We start from the raw sequence: 17,202 nt of genomic DNA on the forward strand, positions 1-17,202 counted from the left end.
AACGGAGCGATCAACGCCCACGACTCATCGGTCAGTTCATGCCTACGCACCACGAACGGACCAACGAGCCATCGACTTTCCGGACACCCCCTAGGAGGTAGGGCCGCGTGTGAATTCCGTCGGAAACTCGCTCCACCCCCGACTCAACCATCGACTCGTCCTGCTCGGTGACGGCATCGAGGGCCAACTGCGCCTGTTCGGTGAGCTGCTTCTCCGCCAACCGTCCTGCGCTGGACTGATGAGACGGTGCCGCGGAGCGATCCGGCGCAGGGTTCTCATCAGAGGTGCACGCCGCCAGGCAGAGCACGGGAACCAGCACGGCGCCAAGGAGCCAAGTGGATGCCGGTCTCATGCGGAAGTCTCCCGATACCTTGTAAATCCACGAACCGTACTGCTGGTGCGGCATCGTCCTAGCTTTCCCAGCTCACGGCTCCAGCCCGGATGGTTTGCTGATCCGTCGCTTCGCCGCCGTTCAGTGCGTTGCTGATCTCCAGAAGGCGCCCTGCGGGCAGAGCGAAGGCGTTTCCGGGGTTTCGGTAAGAATGCCCACCGTTATTGACGCGGGCTCCGTTTTCCAGCGTCCAGTGAGCGGGGGTCCATTGGCCCTGGTGGCCCAGGAGCATCCTCGCCACTTCGGCTGGTTCCTCGATCACCGTGCGAGCAGTGAGCGCGGCGGTGAGAGCGACGGTCGCATCGGCGGGACATCGTGCGTCGCCGAGTGCGGGGAAGAGCAGCAGGAGACGGGCGTCGGGATCGTCGAGCCCCTCGGTTGCCCGCCGGCGAGCAGCAGACAGCAACTCCGGCCAGGCCATACCAGGTCCCATGAAGTGACCGTCGTCCACGGCGAGGGGTTCCGCCGCGGACCATGCCGGGTGATGTATCAGGTAGTCCACCCCGCGGTCGCCGTCGATGTTGCGGTAGACGACATGGATCGTGTGCCGTGAGCGCAGAGGCACACTGAACACCGGCCACTCATGCTCGGCGGACAGCACGCCATACAGCTCCATGGCCGCGTCCCAGTCGGCACCGAACGCGGCTCGCTGCGCGTCCTCGCCGCGCAAGGCGGTAGCGAGGTGCACGGGCCAGAACAACGGATCGTCCAGGTATGCGGCGCCCTGAACCAAGGGGCCGTCTTCGTATCCGGGGATCTTCAGCACCTGAGGATGATGGCACGACGGACAAGCGACACATCGAGTCCGGAGAGGGACCGCCCCGTCTCCGCCTCCGTCTCCCGTCCCCGTCTCCTTCAGTACAGCCGACGCGGTACTGGAGCGCCCTACGCGGACCGGCGGCTCCCCCCGTGTGAGGGAAGCCGCCGGTGCTCGCAAGGTCCGCTCAGTCGAAGTAGTCCGGCTGTGTCTGCACGTTCAGCTCACGCAGGTGCACCCGACGGGCCGGGTCCGTCCGCCGGTCGGTCAGCTTCAGGACGTCGAAGCCCTTGATGATGTCGTTGGAGTAGATGTAGCCGTTGTAGTAGTACGCCGACCACGAGCCGCCGACCTGGAGGGTGTCTGTGGAGAGGGGGCCGCGTTCGAAGTAGGCGATCTCCTTCGGGCGGCGGGAGTCGGTGAAGTCCCAGACGGAGACGCCGCCCTGGTACCACGCCTGGACCATGAGGTCGCGGCCCTTGACGGGGATCAGGGAGCCGTTGTGGGCGACGCAGTTCTCGGTGTCGGCCTGGTGGCGGGGGATCTTGTAGTAGCTGCGGAAGACCAGTTTGCGGTGGTCGCCGCGGCCGACGATGTCGTAGATGCCGTCGGCGCCGCGGTTCGGGCCGATGGCCGCGTTGCAGGTGGCCGCACCGCCGCCGCCCAGCTCGTCGGTGAAGACGACCTTGTCCGCGCGCTGGTTGAACGTCGCGGAGTGCCAGAACGCGAAGTTGACGTTGTCCTGGACCCGGTCGATGACCTTCGGGTGCTCGGGGTCCTTGATGGAGAACAGGATGCCGTCGCCCATGCAGGCGCCCGCCGCGAGGTCCTTGGCGGGCAGGACGGTCAGGTCGTGGCAGCCGGTGGTCTTGGAGACGCCGGGGTTGGTGGGCGCGCCCGGGTTGCCGCCGCCGTCCGGGCCCTCACCGGGGAAGAGGACGGGGAAGCCGACCACGGCCGCCTTCTCGGGCGCCTTGCGCGGCACCTTGATGACCGAGATGCCGTCGTGCGGCGGCTGGCAGTCGGGGAAGGTGGCGCTGGGCGAGTACGAGGAGACGTAGACGTAGACGTCCCTGCGCTCGGGCACCAGCGTGTGGGTGTGGGAGCCGCAGGCGGTCTCCACGGCGGCGACGTACTTCGGGTTCGCCTTGTCGCTGATGTCGAAGATCTTCATGCCCTCCCACGACGACTTCTCCGTCGCGGGCTGGGTCGTGCTGGCGCAGGAGCTGTCGCTGCGCGAGGAGTCGGTGGAGAGGAAGAGCAGGTCACCGCTGACGGAGACGTCGTTCTGCGAGCCGGGGCACAGCACCTGCGAGACCGTCTTCGGCGCCTTCGGGTCGCTGATGTCGAAGATGCGGAAGCCGTCGTAGTTGCCCGCGTAGGCGTACCGGCCCTGGAAGGCGAGGTCGGTGTTGAAGCCGGGCAGGGCGTCCTTGGGGACGTTGGTGAGGTGTTCGATGTTGGCGGAGTGGACGATCTCGTCCTGGCCCGGTATCTCGCCGTCCGCGATCGCCCCGCGCACCTCGGCCGCGTCGCTCTTGGAGACACGCTGCCCGGCGGCGGGGCTGTCGCCGGGGTCGGGGGTGGCGGAGGCCGGTGCCGTGGTGATCAGCGCGGCCAGGAGACCTGCCGCGGCGGCGGCAACTCCCAGGCGTCTGCGACGGGTTCGGGGATCGTGGGACAGGGTCACTGCTTCCTCCCTGGTGCCGGACGTGGGGGCGCGGCTCACACTCCCCCGCAGTATCGTCCGCGTCATGGACAGGTCAACAGTGCGCAATGAGTCGCATCCGAAGGTTCTCGGTCATTCGCGGGCCGAACAGTGCTAGGACGGTCAGCACTTGGACCGTCACGAAGGCAGGAGATCTCCGTGCTGCACCGCCGCGTCCCCCTCACCACGGCCGTACTCGCGTCCGCGGCCCTGCTCGCGCTGAGCGGCTGCTCCGGCTCCGCGGGCTCCGACGATTCCGGCGCCAAGTCCGCCGCGCACAGCGGGCCTTCGGTCATCGCGCCGGGCAAGCCGGGCGAGGCGAACCGGACGATGTCCGCCGAGGACGCGGCCAAGGAGCGTCAGGACGACAACTCCCCCAACACGGCGGACCGTTCCTACGCGCACATGATGATCACACACCACGGCCAGGCCCTGAAGATGACCGAACTCGCCCCCGAGCGCGCCAAGTCGACCCAGGTGAAGCGCATCGCGGAACGCATCTCCGCCGCCCAGGGTCCCGAAATCAGCGCCATGAAGGGCTGGTTGGCCACCAATGGGAAGGGCGGCGACGCTCACCAGCACGGGACCATGCCCGGAATGGCGACCGACGCCCAGCTCACCGAGCTGCGCGCCGCCAAGGGCGAGGCATTCGACCAGCTCTTCCTCAAGCTGATGATCGCCCATCACGAGGGCGCGATCGCCATGGCCACCGATGTGAAGGCACAGGGCAACAACATCCAGATCGAGGAGATGGCCGACGACGTCATCGCCCAGCAGACGAGCGAGATCGTCCGGATGCGCGACATGCTGTGACCGGGGCGACGGGTTGGGGCGACGGGCCGGGGCGAGGCCGGGATGACGGGCCGGGCGCCCAGCCGAAGCCCCGGCCGACCAGCTGACCAGCTGACCAGCTGACCAGCCCAGCCAAAGCCCCAGCCGGAACCCCGGCCAGCCCAGCCTCACTCCCCCACGTACTCCGCCAAGTGCCGCCCCGTAAGCGTCGACCCGTCCGCCACCAGCTCGGCCGGCGTCCCCTCGAACACGACCTGCCCGCCGTCGTGCCCCTCCCCCGGACCCAGGTCGATGATCCAGTCCGCGTGGGCCATCACCGCCTGGTGGTGCTCGACGACGATGACGGACTTGCCGGAGTCGACCAACCGGTCCAGCAGCCCGAGGAGTTGCTCCACATCGGCGAGGTGCAGTCCGGCGGTCGGCTCGTCCAGGACGTACACGCCACCCTTGTCCGCCATGTGCGTGGCCAGCTTGAGCCGTTGGCGTTCGCCGCCGGAGAGGGTGGTCAGCGGCTGGCCGAGGGTGAGGTAGCCGAGGCCCACGTCGGAGAGGCGGGTCAGGATGCGGTGCGCGGCCGGGATACGGGCCTCGCCCTCCGCGAAGAACGCCTCCGCCTCGCTGACCGGCATCGCAAGCACCTCGCTGATGTCGCGGCCCCCGAGCCGGTACTCCAGCACCGCCGACTGGAAGCGCCGTCCCTCGCACTCCTCGCAGGTCGTGGCGACGCCAGCCATCATGGCGAGGTCGGTGTAGACGACCCCGACGCCGTTGCAAGTGGGGCACGCGCCCTCGGAGTTGGCGCTGAACAGCGCGGGCTTGACCCCGTTGGCCTTGGCGAACGCCTTGCGGATCGGGTCCAACAACCCTGTGTACGTGGCCGGGTTGCTCCGCCGGGACCCCTTGATCGCCCCCTGGTCCACGGAGATGACCCCCTCCCCGGCGGGCACCGACCCGTGCACCAGCGAGCTCTTGCCGGACCCGGCGACCCCGGTCACCGCGACCAACACCCCGAGCGGGATGTCCACGTCGATGCCGCGCAGGTTGTTGGCGTCCGCGCCCCGGATCTCCAGCGCGCCCTTGGCCGCGCGGACGGTCTCCTTCAGCGAGGCCCGGTCGTCCAGATGGCGCCCGGTGACGGTGCCCGAGGCCCGCAACCCCTCCACCGTGCCCTCGAAGCAGACGGCCCCGCCGCCCGTACCGGCGCCCGGACCGAGGTCCACCACATGGTCGGCGATGGCGATGGTCTCCGGCTTGTGCTCCACGACCAGCACGGTGTTGCCCTTGTCGCGCAGGCGCAGCAGCAGGCCGTTCATCCGCTGGATGTCGTGCGGGTGCAGACCGGTGGTGGGCTCGTCGAAGACGTACGTGACGTCGGTGAGCGAGGAGCCGAGGTGCCGGATCATCTTCACCCGCTGCGCCTCGCCGCCGGACAGCGTGCCGGAGGGGCGGTCGAGGGAGAGGTAGCCGAGGCCGATCTCCACGAACGAGTCCAGGCTGTGGCCCAGCGCGGTGAGCAGCGGGGCGACCGAGGGGTCGTCGAGGCCGCGTACCCATTCGGCGAGGTCGGTGATCTGCATCGCGCAGGCGTCGGCGATGCTCACGCCGTCGATGGTCGAGGTACGGGCGCCCTCGTTCAGGCGGGTGCCCTCGCAGTCGGGGCAGACGGTGAAGGTGACGGCGCGCTCCACGAAGGCGCGGATGTGCGGCTGGAGCGCGTCGACGTCCTTGGCGAGGAACGACTTCTGGATCTTCGGGATCAGGCCCTCGTAGGTGAGGTTGATGCCCTCCACCTTGATCTTGGTGGGCTCCTTGTGGAGCAGGTCGTGCAGCTCGCGCTTGGTGAACTTGGCGATCGGCTTGTCCGGGTCGAAGAAGCCGCAGCCGGTGTAGATACGGCCGTACCAGCCGTCCACGCTGTAGCCGGGGATGGTGAGCGCGCCCTCGCGCAGCGACTTGGTGTCGTCGTAGAGCTGGGTGAGGTCGATGTCGGTGACCGCGCCCCGGCCCTCGCAGCGCGGGCACATCCCGCCGGTGCGGCTGAAGGTCACCTTCTCCGCCCTGCGCGCCCCCTTGTCCACCGTGATCGCGCCACTGGCCTGCACCGAAGCGACGTTGAAGGCGTACGCGCTGGGCGGGCCGATGTGCGGGGCGGCGAGGCGGCTGAACAGGATGCGCAGCATGGCGTTGGCGTCCGTGGCGGTGCCGACGGTGGAGCGGGGGTCGGCGCCCAGGCGCTGCTGGTCCACGATGATCGCGGTGGTCAGCCCGTCGAGCACGTCCACCTCGGGGCGGGCGAGCGTCGGCATGAAGCCCTGGACGAACGCGCTGTACGTCTCGTTGATCAGTCGCTGCGACTCGGCGGCGATGGTGCCGAACACCAGCGAGCTCTTGCCGGAGCCGGACACGCCGGTGAACACCGTCAGCCGCCGCTTGGGGATCTCGACGCTGACGTCCTTCAGGTTGTTCACCCGCGCGCCGTGGACCCGGATCATCTCGTGGCTGTCGGCGGCGTGCGCGTCCGTGCCCTTGCTCATGCTGTCTCCATCTTCACGTGCCTGGTCCTGCGCCGGGACGGTTCAGCGGTGTTCCTGGATGCGGAGCATGTTGCCCGCGGGGTCCCGTACCGCGCAGTCCCGGATGCCGTACGGCTGGTCGGCGGGCTCCTGGACGATGTCGGCACCGGCGGCCACCAGCCGGTCGAACGTACCGTCCAGGTCGGGGGTGGCGAGCACCAGGCTCGCGTACGTGCCCTTGGCCATCATCTCGGTGATGACGCGCCGCTCGTCGTCGGTGATGCCGGGGTCCAGGGCGGGCGGGCTCAGCACGATGTTCGTGTCCGGCTGGCCCTTGGGGCCGACGGTCAGCCAGCGGAGGTTGTTGTGGCCGACGTCGTTGCGCAGTTCGAAGCCGAGGGTGTCCCGGTAGAAGGCGAGGGCCGCCTCCGGGTCGTCCTGCGGGAGGAAGCTGGCGTGAATGCTGATGTCCATGGCCGTCACGCTAGCCGTGGCCCGTGACCCGCGCTTCTCGATTCCTGACCGGTCTGGTCACCACCTTCACCACGCAGGTCGGCAGCCCTTCCGTGGCCCGCGCGGCCTCGGTCCGGTACACGCTCGGCGGCATCCCGACCAGCTCGCTGAACCGCGTACTGAACGTCCCCAGCGACGAGCACCCCACCTCGAAGCACACCTCGGTCACACTGAGATCCCCGCGCCGCAGCAAGGCCATCGCCCGCTCGATCCGCCGCGTCATGAGATAGCTGTACGGCGACTCCCCGTACGCCGCCCGGAACTGCCGGCTGAGATGCCCCGCCGACATGTTCACCCCCCGCGCCAACGCCTCCACGTCCAACGGCCGCGCGTACTCCCGATCAATCCGATCCCGCACCCGCCGCAACAGCCTGAGCTCCCGCAGGCGGCGCGGGTCCCCGGGTGAGCTGGTCATCCTGGAATCGTGCCACGGAGGGGATGCGTCGACCCCTACAACCCCACGATCGAGTTCCACCGCCGTGTGAACTCCGCTCGTTCCGTCGGTCTGATGTCGCGCGCGATGGCCAGGCGCTTGCGCATGGTGGGGGTGGGGAAGATGAGGGGGTTCGCGGCGAGGGCGGCTGTTTCGGGGTCGTCGCTGTCGGCGAGGATGTGCTGGGCGGCCGGGACCGGGCAGACGTAGTTGACCCAGGTGGCGAGTTCGGCGGCGACATCGGGCGTGTAGTAGTAGTCGATCAGGCGCTCGGCGTCGGCCTTGTGGGCGGCGCGGTCGGGGATCATCAGGGAGTCCGACCAGAGTTCGGCGCCCTCCTCGGGGACGACGAAGCGGATGTGCGGGTTGTCGGCCTGGAGCTGGATGACGTCGCCGGAGTACGCCTGGCAGGCCAGGACATCGCCGCTGACCAGGTCCTTGGTGTAGTCGTTGCCGGTGAAGCGGCGGATCTGGCCCCGGCGGACCTCGCGTTCCACCTGGTCGCACATGGTGTGGAAGTCGGCGGCCGTCCAGCGGGTGATGTCCACGCCGTTGCCCTGCATCAGCAGCGCGAACGCCTCGTTCAGCCCGGAGAACAGCGTCACCCGGCCCTTGAGGTCGCTCGCCCAGAGGTCCTTCACATGCCGGATCTCGCGGCCGAGGCGGCGGCGGTCGTACGCGATGCCGGTGATGCCGGACTGCCAGGGCACGGTGTACATCCGGCCGGGGTCGAAGGCGGGGCGGCGCAGGAGTGGGTCGAGGTACTTCGCGACGTTGGGCTGGCGGGCCCGGTCCATGCGCTGCACCCAGCCCAGCCGGACGTACCGCGCGCACATCCAGTCGCTGATGACGATGAGGTCGCGGCCGGTGGGCCGGTGGTTCATCAGGGCGGGGCTGATCTTGCCGAAGAACTCGTCGTTGTCGTTGATCTCCTCGACGTAGTCGACGGAGATCCCGGTGCGCCGCTCGAAGGCGTCCAGCGTGGGCCGCTTGCGCGCGTCATTGTCATCGGTGTCGATGTACAGCGGCCAGTTCGACCAGGTCAGCCGGTGGTCGGCGGCGGAGCGGTCGGGGGCGGAGCGGTCGCCGGGGCGGACGTACGCCGAGGGCACCCCGCACCCGGCGAGCGCGCCGAGCGCGGCGGTGCCCCCGAGGGCCCGCAGGAAGGACCGGCGGGTGGGGGCGGAGCCACGAACAGAGGTGTGAAGCACCCCGAAAGTGTGCCGCCCCGCCCGCCGGAGGGACAAACGGTCCGATAAGAGGGGCTCAGGAGTCCAGCGACGTCATGACGTGCTTGATCCGCGTGTAGTCGTCGAAGCCATAGCCCGACAGGTCCTTGCCGTAGCCGGACTTCTTGAAGCCGCCGTGCGGCATCTCCGCGACCAGCGGGATGTGGGTGTTGATCCACACGCACCCGAAGTCCAGCTTCTTGGACATACGCATGGCGCGCCCGTGGTCCTTGGTCCACACCGAGGAGGCCAGCGCGTAGTCGACACCGTTGGCCCACTCGACGGCCTGGTCCTCGTCGGTGAAGGACTGGACGGTGATGACCGGCCCGAACACCTCGTTCTGGATGATCTCGTCGTCCTGCTGGAGGCCGGAGACCACGGTCGGGGCGTAGAAGTACCCCTTGTCGCCGACCTGGTGGCCGCCCGTCTCGACCTTGGCGTGCGCGGGCAGCCGCTCGATGAACCCGGCGACCTGCTTGAGCTGGTTGGGGTTGTTCAGCGGGCCGTAGAGCACGTCCTCGTCGTCCGGCTGCCCGGTCTTCGTCTCGGACGCGGCCTCGGCGAGCGCGGCCACGAACTCGTCGTGGATGGACTCCTGGACGAGGACACGCGTGGCGGCCGTGCAGTCCTGACCGGCGTTGAAGAAGCCCGCCACCGAGATGTCCTCGACGGCCTTGGGGATGTCGGTGTCCTCGAAGACGACGACCGGCGCCTTGCCGCCCAGCTCCAGGTGGACCCGCTTGAGGTCCTTGGAGGCCGACTCGGCCACCGACATGCCCGCGCGCACCGAGCCGGTGATGGAGGCCATGGCCGGGGTCGGGTGCTCGACCATCATGCGGCCGGTGTCGCGGTCGCCGCAGACGACGTTGAAGACACCCGCGGGCAGCACCGAGCCGATGATGTCGGCGATGAGGACGGTGGAGGCCGGAGTGGTGTCCGAGGGCTTGAGGACGACCGTGTTGCCCGCGGCGAGCGCCGGGGCGAACTTCCACACGGCCATCATCATCGGGTAGTTCCACGGCGCGACCTGGGCGCAGACGCCGATCGGCTCGCGACGGATGATCGAGGTCAGACCGTCCATGTACTCGCCCGCCGAGCGCCCCTCCAGCATCCGGGCCGCACCCGCGAAGAAGCGGATCTGGTCGACCATCGGCGGGATCTCCTCGGAGCGGGTGAGCCCGACGGGCTTGCCCGTGTTCTCCACCTCGGCCGCGATGAGTTCCTCGGCCCGCTCCTCGAACGCGTCGGCGATCTTCAGCAGGGCCTTCTGCCGCTCGGCGGGGGTGGCGTCGCGCCAGGCCGGGAACGCCTTGGCGGCGGCGTCCATGGCGGCGTCCACGTCCGCCTGCCCGGACAGCGGCGCGGTCGCGTACACCTCACCGGTGGCGGGGTTGACCACCTCGGTGGTCCGTCCGTCGGCGGCGTCCCGGAACTCACCGGCGACATAGTTCCGGAGTTTGCGCAGCCCACGCGGCTCGGTGCTCACTGCCGGCCTCCTGATCTGGTTCGAGGGTTCGAGCGGTCCCGCCCCCGGAAGGCCGCACGGCTGTCCGGTGGCTGAGACACCCCAACCCTAATCGCGACACCGACGTTTTCAACACCCCCATCCCCACCGGTCCTGCGAAATCCGCACACAGCAAGCCGGTAGACAACGGATTTCATCGATCGAGCCTTGCGAAACTGTCGAGGTGTCGTGCACAGTGAGGGCGTGGCCAGTCGAAGCACAGAACACAGGGACTCCGCCCGCGAGTCCAGGAGCGAGTCCAGGGGGGCGACCCCGCAGCTGGACGCCGTCTCCCTCGCCATCATCGAGCAGCTCCAGGAGGACGGCCGCAGGCCCTACGCCGCGATCGGCAAGGCGGTCGGCCTCTCCGAGGCGGCCGTGCGCCAGCGGGTGCAGAAGCTGCTGGACCAGGGCGTGATGCAGATCGTCGCGGTCACCGACCCGCTCACCGTGGGCTTCCGCCGCCAGGCGATGGTCGGCGTGCATGTCGAGGGTGACGTGGAGACGATCGCGGACGCGCTCAGCGCCATGTCGGAGGTCGAGTACGTGGTGATGACCGCGGGCTCCTTCGACGTCCTCGCCGAGATCGTCTGCGAGGACGACGACCACCTGCTGGACGTGATCAACCGGCGCATCCGGGCCCTGCCCGGCGTCCGCTCCACCGAGAGCTTCGTCTATCTCAAGCTCAAGAAGCAGACCTACATGTGGGGAACCCGATGACCGAGAAGGACCTCAGCCGCACCGCGTACGACCACCTGTGGATGCACTTCACCCGCATGTCGTCGTACGAGAACTCGCCCGTCCCCACCATCGTGCGGGGCGAGGGCACCCATGTCTTCGACGACAAGGGCAAGCGGTATCTCGACGGTCTGGCGGGCCTGTTCGTGGTCCAGGCCGGGCACGGCCGGGTGGAGCTGGCCGAGACCGCCCTGAAGCAGGCGCAGGAGCTGGCCTTCTTCCCGGTGTGGTCCTACGCCCACCCGAAGGCGATCGAGCTGGCCGAGCGGCTGGCCGGGTACGCCCCCGGCGACCTCAACAAGGTCTTCTTCACCACCGGCGGCGGCGAGGCCGTGGAGACCGCGTGGAAGCTGGCCAAGCAGTACTTCAAGCTGGTCGGCAAGCCCACCAAGCACAAGGTCATATCCCGCTCGCTGGCCTACCACGGCACCCCGCAGGGCGCCCTGTCCATCACCGGCCTGCCCGCGCTGAAGGCGCCCTTCGAGCCGCTGGTGCCGGGCGCGCACAAGGTGACCAACACCAACATCTACCGCGCCCCGATCCACGGCGACGACCCGGAGGCGTTCGGCCGCTGGGCCGCCGACCAGATCGAGCAGCAGATCCTCTTCGAGGGCCCGGACACGGTCGCCGCGGTCTTCGTGGAGCCGGTGCAGAACGCGGGCGGCTGCTTCCCGCCGCCGCCCGGCTACTTCCAGCGGGTGCGCGAGATCTGCGACCAGTACGACGTGCTGCTCGTCTCGGACGAGGTCATCTGCGCCTTCGGCCGCCTCGGCACGATGTTCGCCTGCGACAAGTTCGGCTACGTCCCCGACATCATCACCTGCGCCAAGGGCATGACCTCGGGCTACTCCCCGATCGGCGCGACCGTCGTCTCCGACCGGATCGCCGAGCCCTTCTACCGGGGCGACAACGTCTTCCTGCACGGCTACACCTTCGGCGGCCACCCGGTCTCCGCCGCGGTCGGCCTCGCCAACCTCGACCTGTTCGAGCGCGAGGGCCTGAACCAGCACGTCCTGGACAACGAGGGCGCCTTCCTGCGCACCCTGCAGAAGCTGCACGACCTGCCCATCGTCGGCGACGTCCGCGGCAACGGCTTCTTCTACGGCATCGAGCTGGTGAAGGACAAGAACACCAAGGAGTCCTTCGACGCCGACGAGATCGAGCGCGTCCTGTACGGCTTCCTGTCCAAGGCCCTGTTCGAGAACGGCCTGTACTGCCGCGCCGACGACCGCGGTGACCCGGTGATCCAGCTGGCCCCGCCGCTGATCGCCAACCAGGAGACGTTCGACGAGATCGAGCAGATCCTGCGCGCGACCCTGACGGAGGCGTGGACCAAGCTCTAAACCCTTCCGGCCCCGGCCCCGGCGGCGCCCGTTCGAGTGAGAACGGCGGCCCGGGGCCGTGTGCTGTGCCGCCTCCTCCCCGACGCTGCCTAGCGTGCCCAGTGACCGATCGGCCCGGTCTTCGTTCCCCCCAACGGGGCACAGGAACACGGGAAAACGGATCAGAACCGAGGTGTACGCCATGGAGGCTCCGCCGGACAACGACGTGCTCTGGGCACGCTCCCTGCACTTCAGGCATCCCGACGGTTCGCCCGGGGTCGCCGGGATCTCGCTGGGCGTACGCGAGAGCGAGATCCTCGCCGTCGGCGGCCCGCGCGGCAGCGGAAAAACGACCCTGCTGCGCTGTCTGTCCGGGCAGGTCAGGGTGGACGAGGGCGAGGTGTGGTTCAACAGCTCCCCGGTGCACACCCTGGGCCCGATGGCCCGCGAGAAGCTGCGCCGCGATCGGTTCGGCTGGATCGACCCGGCCCCGGCGCTCGTCCCGGAGCTGAACGTCTGGGAGAACGCGGCGCTCCCGCTGATGCTGCGCGGCACCAGCCGCCGCCGTGCCAAGGTGGCCGCCATGGAGTGGCTGGAGCGGCTGGACGTGGGCGACAAGTCGAGGAAGCGCCCGCACGAACTGCTCCAGGCGGAGCGGCAGCGCGTCGCGATCGCCCGCGCGCTCGCCCCCGGACCCACGGTGCTGTTCGCCGACGAGCCGACCGCGCCGCTGCACCGCGCCGACCGCGGCCACGTCCTGCGCACGCTCACCACGGCGGCCCGCTCGCACGGCATCACCGTGGTCCTCGCCACCCACGACCCGGAGACGGCGGCCCTCGCCGACCGCTCGGTCTCGCTGCTGGACGGGCGCCGGGTGAAGACCGTGCACCTCCCCGACGCCCCGGACACGGAAGGCCGGGCGGCGTGCTCGCTCTCCGTCTGACCCGCGCGGCCAGACCCGCCGTCCAGCTGCGCCGCCTGCTCGTGGCGGCCGCCTCGGCGGGCACCGGCTTCCTGCTGCTCGGCTCGCTCGGCTACGCGCTGGACCACCCCCAGACACCGGGCGCGGCCGCGCTGCGCCTGGCCTGGTGCGTGGTACCGCTCGCCGCGACGGTCTACCTGGCGCTCGCGGTGGCCCGCACCGACCCCGGCACCCGGCCCCGGCCGGGACTGTCGGCGGTGGGCCTCGGTCCGGGCCGCCTGATGGCGGTCTCCGCGCTGACCACGCTGCTCGCCTGTGCGCTGGGCTCGTTGGTGGCCCTGGCGGTCTTCCTGCACCTGCGCGGCGACCTGACGGGGATGCCCTTCGACGGGAAGGGCGCGCAGTTCCTGGCGGCCGGCCGGCATCTTCCGGTCCCGGCCGCGCTGACCCTGCTGGCGCTGCTGCCGCTCGCCGCTTCGGGGGCGGTGGCGCTCAGCCTGCGCCCGCGGGACCCGCGCCGACCGGCCGCGAAGGGCACCGGCACCCGTTGGTACGCCGTGCTCCACAAGGCGGAGGCTCCGGCCGAGGCCCCGGTGGAGGCCGAGGAGGAGCACGCGGGCTGGTCGGACGTGCTGACCGTCGCGCCGCCGCCCCGTGAGGCCCCGGCGGGCTTCCCCTGGGGTGTCGCCGCGCTGGCGGTGGGCCTCGCCGTGCAGGCGTACGCGAACCGGGCCGCCCCGGCGTCCGTGCTGGCGCTGCCCGTGGAGGGCTCGGCGGTGCTGGGCGGGTGGCTGCTCACCGCGCTCGGTCTTGTCCTGGCCGCGCCGGGCCTCACCTACCTGTGCGGGAAGGTGCTCCAGTCCGCGCAGCCCGGCGCGCTGCGGCTGCTGGCGGGGCGGGTGCTGATGTCCGAGGCCACCCGGATCGGGCGTCCGCTCGGGGTGGTCTGCGCGGTGACGTCGGCGGCGCTCGCCACGACCGCGGTGTACGACCAGCCCGCCGCCGCCTTCGGCCCGTTGTCCACGGTGGCCACGCTGGTGGTCGGCGGCTGCACCCTGGCGACGCTGCTGACGGCCGCCGTGGAGGCCCGCCAGTCCCGCGCCGACACCACCTCCGCGCTGCTCCGGCTCGGCGCCCCGGCCACGATGCTGCGGGGTTCCGCCGCGCTGCGGGCCGGTGCCCTGATCGCCCTGTTCGTGCCGCTGACCCTGCTGATCGCCTACCTGTCGGCGCTGCCGCCGACGAACTGACGGACGCGAGTTCACGGGCCGCCGATGAGTTTTCCGGCGGCCCGTCGTCTATACCGGCGAAAGCGTCTCGCGCACTTATCGCAGGGGAGAACCCATGTACCAGCAGATGATCTTCGTGAACCTGGTCACCGCCGACGTGCCCGCCACCCGGAAGTTCTACAGCGACCTGGGTTACGGCATCAACGAGCAGTTCAGCACGGACGACGTGGTCAGCGTGATGATCAGCGACACCATCGTGGCGATGTTCCTGTCGCCCGCGCACTACGCCCAGTTCACCCAGAAGAAGATCGTGGACTCCCGCACCGCCAGCGAGACCCTGCTCTGTCTGAGCGCCGAGAGCCGCGAGAAGGTGGACGAGCTGGTGGAGAAGGCCATCGCGGCGGGCGGCACCTCGCACGGCGACACCCAGGACCACGGCTTCATGTACGGCCGCGCCTTCGACGACCTCGACGGCCACACCTGGGAGATCATGTGGATGGACCCCGCCGCCGTCCAGGGGTGAGCATGCCCGTATGACACCCGGCCGGATCATCTTCCTCAACGGCACGTCGAGTTCCGGGAAGTCGAGCATCGCGCGCGAGCTGCTCGACATCCTGGACGACGGCGTGTTCTCGCATCTGTCGGTGGATGCCTTCAACTCGATGCGCGCCCGACGGGAGCTGTCCGCGCCGGAGTTCGACGCCGCGCTGCGCCGGACCCGGCTCGGCTTCCACCGCTCGGTCGCGGCCATGGCCGAGGTGGGCAACGACCTCGTGGTGGACCATGTGCTGAGCGAGCCGTGGCAGCTGGCCGACTGTCTGGCGGTGCTGCGCCCCGAGGACGTCCTCTTCGTCGGCGTCCACTGCCCGCTCCCGGAGATGGAGCGGCGCGAGCGGGCCCGCGGCGACCGGGAGGCGGGCCTCGCCGCCCTGCAGTACGACCTGGTCCACGCCCACGGCGACTACGACCTGGAGTGCGACACCGGTACGGCGAGCCCGCGCGCCTGCGCCGAGCGCATCAGGGACTTCCTCCCCCACCGGCCGACCCCGACCGCCTTCAGCCGTCTGCGCGCCCGGTACTCCATCGAGGGGACGCCGGGGTGTGAGGCGGGGCCGCACTAGCATGTGCGGATGCCTCCGATACCCGCTCGGCCCGAAGAGGTCGCCCCGGACCATGAGATCGAGTCGCTGGCGGAGTTCGACGCCGTCGTCGCCGCGCACGGGACACTCGCGGGGTTCCGCGTGCAGGCCGTCGACCTGACCGGCCGCACGGAAGACCTCCTGGAGCTGGACACCGAGGGCGCCGTCTTCCTCGGGTGCCCGATGGACACCGAAGCGGCAGCGCACGTCGCCGCCCGTGGCGCCCTGGTGTTCCCGCCGGTGCCGGGCCTGCCCTTCGATCCGTACCGTGGATTCGCCTACACCCCCGAGGAGTTGTTCGCCTCGCTGGCGGACGGGTACGAGGCGACGCCGGACGCGCGGGCGTACGAGTGGTTCCAGCGGACCAAGTCCGACGGTGACATCCTCGCCTCGATGCTGCGCGCGGTCCACGACGACTCCGTCTCCGACGCACTGGACGAACTCCTCGCCAGAGCACGGGTGGTGGGTGTCATGGGGGGTCACGCGATGGCGCGCGGCACCGAGGAGTACGCGGGTGCGGCCCGGCTCGGCCGCGAACTGGCCCGCGCGGGCCTCACCGTGGCGACCGGAGGTGGTCCGGGCGCGATGGAGGCGGCCAACCTCGGCGCGTACGCGGCCCCGTTCGAGGACGGGATGCTCGGCGAGGCGCTGCGGATTCTGGCCAAGGCGCCGTCCTTCACCCCGTCCGTGACGGACTGGGCGCGGGCCGCATTCGACGTACGGGAACGCTGGCCGGACGGGGGCGGGTCGGTGGGCATCCCGACCTGGTTCTACGGCCACGAGCCGCCCAACGCGTTCGCCTCCCACCTCGGCAAGTACTTCGCCAACGCCACGCGCGAGGACGGTCTGCTGGCCCGCTCCAACGCCGGGGTGGTGTTCCTGCCGGGTGCGGCCGGGACCGTGCAGGAGATCTTCGACAACGCCACGCCCAACTACTACGGCTCGCGCGGCAATCCGACGCCCATGGTGCTGGTGGACGAGGAGCACTGGACCGAGAAGCTCCCGACCTGGCCCCTGCTGCGGGCGTTGGCACGGGAACGGCCGATGGAGTCCCGTATCGCCCTGGTTGGCCGGATCGAGCTGGCTTCCGACGCGTTGAAACGTCTCGCCGAGCAATAAGAAGGTAAAGTCAACGCCCTTTGGGCGCCTGCGCATTGACATGCTTATGACGCGCTTATAAACCTGTGTGTCTTGTGGGGAGGCTGGGGCTCCGCTCCGTCTGTTGCTCCAACTCCTCGTCTGCCCCCCGCAGTTCTGCACTCAGTAAAGGACATGTCTTGTCCATATCCCGCCGTAACGCGCGCCGCTCCGTGCGCATCCTGGGCCTGGCCTCCGCGTCGGCCGCCCTGGTCCTGGGTGTCTCCGGTCAGGCTCTCGCGTGCAACATCAGCGAGTTCAAGGCCGAGGCCACGTGCAAGGGTGAGAAGGGCCAGATCACCGTCACCGACCGCGACTTCTCCGGCCAGAAGGCCACCGTCTCGGTGTTCCTGGAGAACAACGGCGCCGACGACAGGAAGGTCGGCGAGCAGGTGGTGACCGGCACCAGGGAAGGCGCCACGATCGTCTTCGACGAGGACTGGGCGCCCGGCGCCGTCTACCGCGTCAACGTCAACGTGCCCAAGTTCATCAACAACAAGAGCATCACGCCCAACGTGATCGCCCCGGCCACCGCGTGCAAGAAGGAGGAGTCCCCCTCCCCCACGCCGCCCGCCTCCGAGTCTCCGGCGCCGTCCGCGTCCGCATCGACGCCCGCCGAGGAGAGCGCCACCCCGGCCCCGTCCGCGAGCGAGAGCAGCAGCGCCGCCGCCCCGGTTTCCGAGGCCCCGAGCAACGCGCCGTCCGCGGCGATCGGTGACTCGAACCTCGCCGAGACCGGTGCGAACTCCAACACCGGCCTGATCGCCGGTGTCGCCGGTGCCCTCGTCGTCGTCGGCGGTGGCGCGGTGTACTTCGGTATGCGCCGCCGTGGCGCGAAGACCGGCAGCTGACGCCTTCGCCCACCGAGCACGACA

The 17,202-nt window shown here is 69.9% G+C and carries 16 protein-coding genes; 9 read left to right on the plus strand and 7 right to left on the minus strand.

The genetic code is table 11. The features are described from left to right. Positions 1-410: 410 nt before the first annotated feature. Positions 411-1,157 carry a hypothetical protein gene (locus ACIPPM_RS12645; protein WP_401446492.1) on the minus strand — a complete coding sequence of 249 codons (747 nt, stop codon included), beginning with the start codon at positions 1,155-1,157 and terminating at the stop codon, positions 411-413. Positions 1,158-1,335: 178 nt separating this feature from the next. Next, entirely contained in the window at positions 1,336-2,838 is a 1,503-nt protein-coding gene (locus tag ACIPPM_RS12650) for an LVIVD repeat-containing protein (protein ID WP_401446495.1), read from the minus strand. A 177-nt stretch (positions 2,839-3,015) separates the two neighbouring features. On the opposite strand from ACIPPM_RS12650, the gene ACIPPM_RS12655 reads away from it, so the two are divergent. Then, positions 3,016-3,669: a DUF305 domain-containing protein gene (locus ACIPPM_RS12655; protein ID WP_401446498.1), complete on the plus strand. Its 654-nt coding sequence runs from the start codon at positions 3,016-3,018 to the stop codon at positions 3,667-3,669. A gap of 146 nt (positions 3,670-3,815) precedes the next feature. Here the strand turns inward: ACIPPM_RS12655 and ACIPPM_RS12660 are convergent, their stop codons facing one another. The 5 genes from ACIPPM_RS12660 to ACIPPM_RS12680 are packed head-to-tail and all read right to left on the minus strand — an operon-like array spanning position 3,816 to position 9,822. Beyond that, complete coding sequence (locus ACIPPM_RS12660) at positions 3,816-6,182, minus strand: ATP-binding cassette domain-containing protein (protein WP_401446501.1); 2,367 nt, start codon at positions 6,180-6,182, stop codon at positions 3,816-3,818. A 42-nt stretch (positions 6,183-6,224) separates the two neighbouring features. Continuing rightward, a complete protein-coding gene (locus ACIPPM_RS12665) occupies positions 6,225-6,635 on the minus strand; it encodes a VOC family protein (RefSeq protein WP_401446504.1) in 411 nt (136 codons plus the stop codon). Between the two features lie 10 nt (positions 6,636-6,645). Beyond that, the gene (locus ACIPPM_RS12670; protein ID WP_401446507.1) at positions 6,646-7,089 is read right to left on the minus strand and encodes a helix-turn-helix transcriptional regulator; all 444 of its coding nucleotides are present in this window, start codon (positions 7,087-7,089) and stop codon (positions 6,646-6,648) included. 35 nt (positions 7,090-7,124) lie between these two features. Beyond that, positions 7,125-8,318, minus strand: a complete 1,194-nt coding sequence (locus ACIPPM_RS12675; RefSeq protein ID WP_401446510.1) for an extracellular solute-binding protein — start codon at positions 8,316-8,318, stop codon at positions 7,125-7,127. Positions 8,319-8,373: 55 nt separating this feature from the next. Continuing rightward, a complete protein-coding gene (locus tag ACIPPM_RS12680) occupies positions 8,374-9,822 on the minus strand; it encodes a gamma-aminobutyraldehyde dehydrogenase (protein ID WP_401446513.1) in 1,449 nt (482 codons plus the stop codon). A gap of 207 nt (positions 9,823-10,029) precedes the next feature. Here ACIPPM_RS12680 and ACIPPM_RS12685 point away from each other — a divergent pair, with 207 nt between their 5' ends. From ACIPPM_RS12685 to ACIPPM_RS12720, 8 genes are all read left to right on the plus strand, one after another. Further along, entirely contained in the window at positions 10,030-10,560 is a 531-nt protein-coding gene (locus ACIPPM_RS12685) for an Lrp/AsnC family transcriptional regulator (RefSeq protein WP_388994770.1), read from the plus strand. Then, entirely contained in the window at positions 10,557-11,921 is a 1,365-nt protein-coding gene (locus ACIPPM_RS12690) for an aspartate aminotransferase family protein (RefSeq protein ID WP_401446516.1), read from the plus strand. The genes ACIPPM_RS12685 and ACIPPM_RS12690 overlap by 4 nt, the downstream gene beginning before the upstream one ends. 181 nt (positions 11,922-12,102) lie before the next feature. Then, positions 12,103-12,843: an ABC transporter ATP-binding protein gene (locus ACIPPM_RS12695; RefSeq protein ID WP_401446519.1), complete on the plus strand. Its 741-nt coding sequence runs from the start codon at positions 12,103-12,105 to the stop codon at positions 12,841-12,843. Further along, entirely contained in the window at positions 12,825-14,072 is a 1,248-nt protein-coding gene (locus ACIPPM_RS12700; protein WP_401446522.1) for a hypothetical protein, read from the plus strand. The genes ACIPPM_RS12695 and ACIPPM_RS12700 overlap by 19 nt, the downstream gene beginning before the upstream one ends. 94 nt (positions 14,073-14,166) lie before the next feature. Further along, positions 14,167-14,574 carry a VOC family protein gene (locus tag ACIPPM_RS12705; RefSeq protein ID WP_401446525.1) on the plus strand — a complete coding sequence of 136 codons (408 nt, stop codon included), beginning with the start codon at positions 14,167-14,169 and terminating at the stop codon, positions 14,572-14,574. Positions 14,575-14,584: 10 nt separating this feature from the next. Continuing rightward, the gene (locus ACIPPM_RS12710; protein ID WP_401446528.1) at positions 14,585-15,172 is read left to right on the plus strand and encodes a chloramphenicol phosphotransferase CPT family protein; all 588 of its coding nucleotides are present in this window, start codon (positions 14,585-14,587) and stop codon (positions 15,170-15,172) included. Positions 15,173-15,181: 9 nt separating this feature from the next. Beyond that, the gene (locus ACIPPM_RS12715) at positions 15,182-16,309 is read left to right on the plus strand and encodes an LOG family protein (RefSeq protein WP_401446531.1); all 1,128 of its coding nucleotides are present in this window, start codon (positions 15,182-15,184) and stop codon (positions 16,307-16,309) included. A gap of 158 nt (positions 16,310-16,467) precedes the next feature. Next, the gene (locus ACIPPM_RS12720; RefSeq protein ID WP_401446534.1) at positions 16,468-17,178 is read left to right on the plus strand and encodes an LAETG motif-containing sortase-dependent surface protein; all 711 of its coding nucleotides are present in this window, start codon (positions 16,468-16,470) and stop codon (positions 17,176-17,178) included. The last annotated feature ends 24 nt before the right edge of the window (positions 17,179-17,202 follow it).

It is taken from the genome of Streptomyces sp. NPDC090119 (genome assembly GCF_044747085.1).
In the GTDB taxonomy this organism is placed as follows: domain Bacteria; phylum Actinomycetota; class Actinomycetes; order Streptomycetales; family Streptomycetaceae; genus Streptomyces.

What these genes read in the sequence shown, in the direction of transcription:
- ACIPPM_RS12715 (WP_401446531.1), top strand. Translation starts at nt 15,182, where the DNA reads ATGCCTCCGATACCCGCTCGGCCCGAAGAGGTCGCCCCGGACCATGAG.
- ACIPPM_RS12695 (WP_401446519.1), top strand. Translation starts at nt 12,103, where the DNA reads ATGGAGGCTCCGCCGGACAACGACGTGCTCTGGGCACGCTCCCTGCAC.
- ACIPPM_RS12660 (WP_401446501.1), bottom strand. Translation starts at nt 6,182, where the DNA reads ATGAGCAAGGGCACGGACGCGCACGCCGCCGACAGCCACGAGATGATC.
- ACIPPM_RS12690 (WP_401446516.1), top strand. Translation starts at nt 10,557, where the DNA reads ATGACCGAGAAGGACCTCAGCCGCACCGCGTACGACCACCTGTGGATG.
- ACIPPM_RS12665 (WP_401446504.1), bottom strand. Translation starts at nt 6,635, where the DNA reads ATGGACATCAGCATTCACGCCAGCTTCCTCCCGCAGGACGACCCGGAG.
- ACIPPM_RS12705 (WP_401446525.1), top strand. Translation starts at nt 14,167, where the DNA reads ATGTACCAGCAGATGATCTTCGTGAACCTGGTCACCGCCGACGTGCCC.
- ACIPPM_RS12710 (WP_401446528.1), top strand. Translation starts at nt 14,585, where the DNA reads ATGACACCCGGCCGGATCATCTTCCTCAACGGCACGTCGAGTTCCGGG.
- ACIPPM_RS12670 (WP_401446507.1), bottom strand. Translation starts at nt 7,089, where the DNA reads ATGACCAGCTCACCCGGGGACCCGCGCCGCCTGCGGGAGCTCAGGCTG.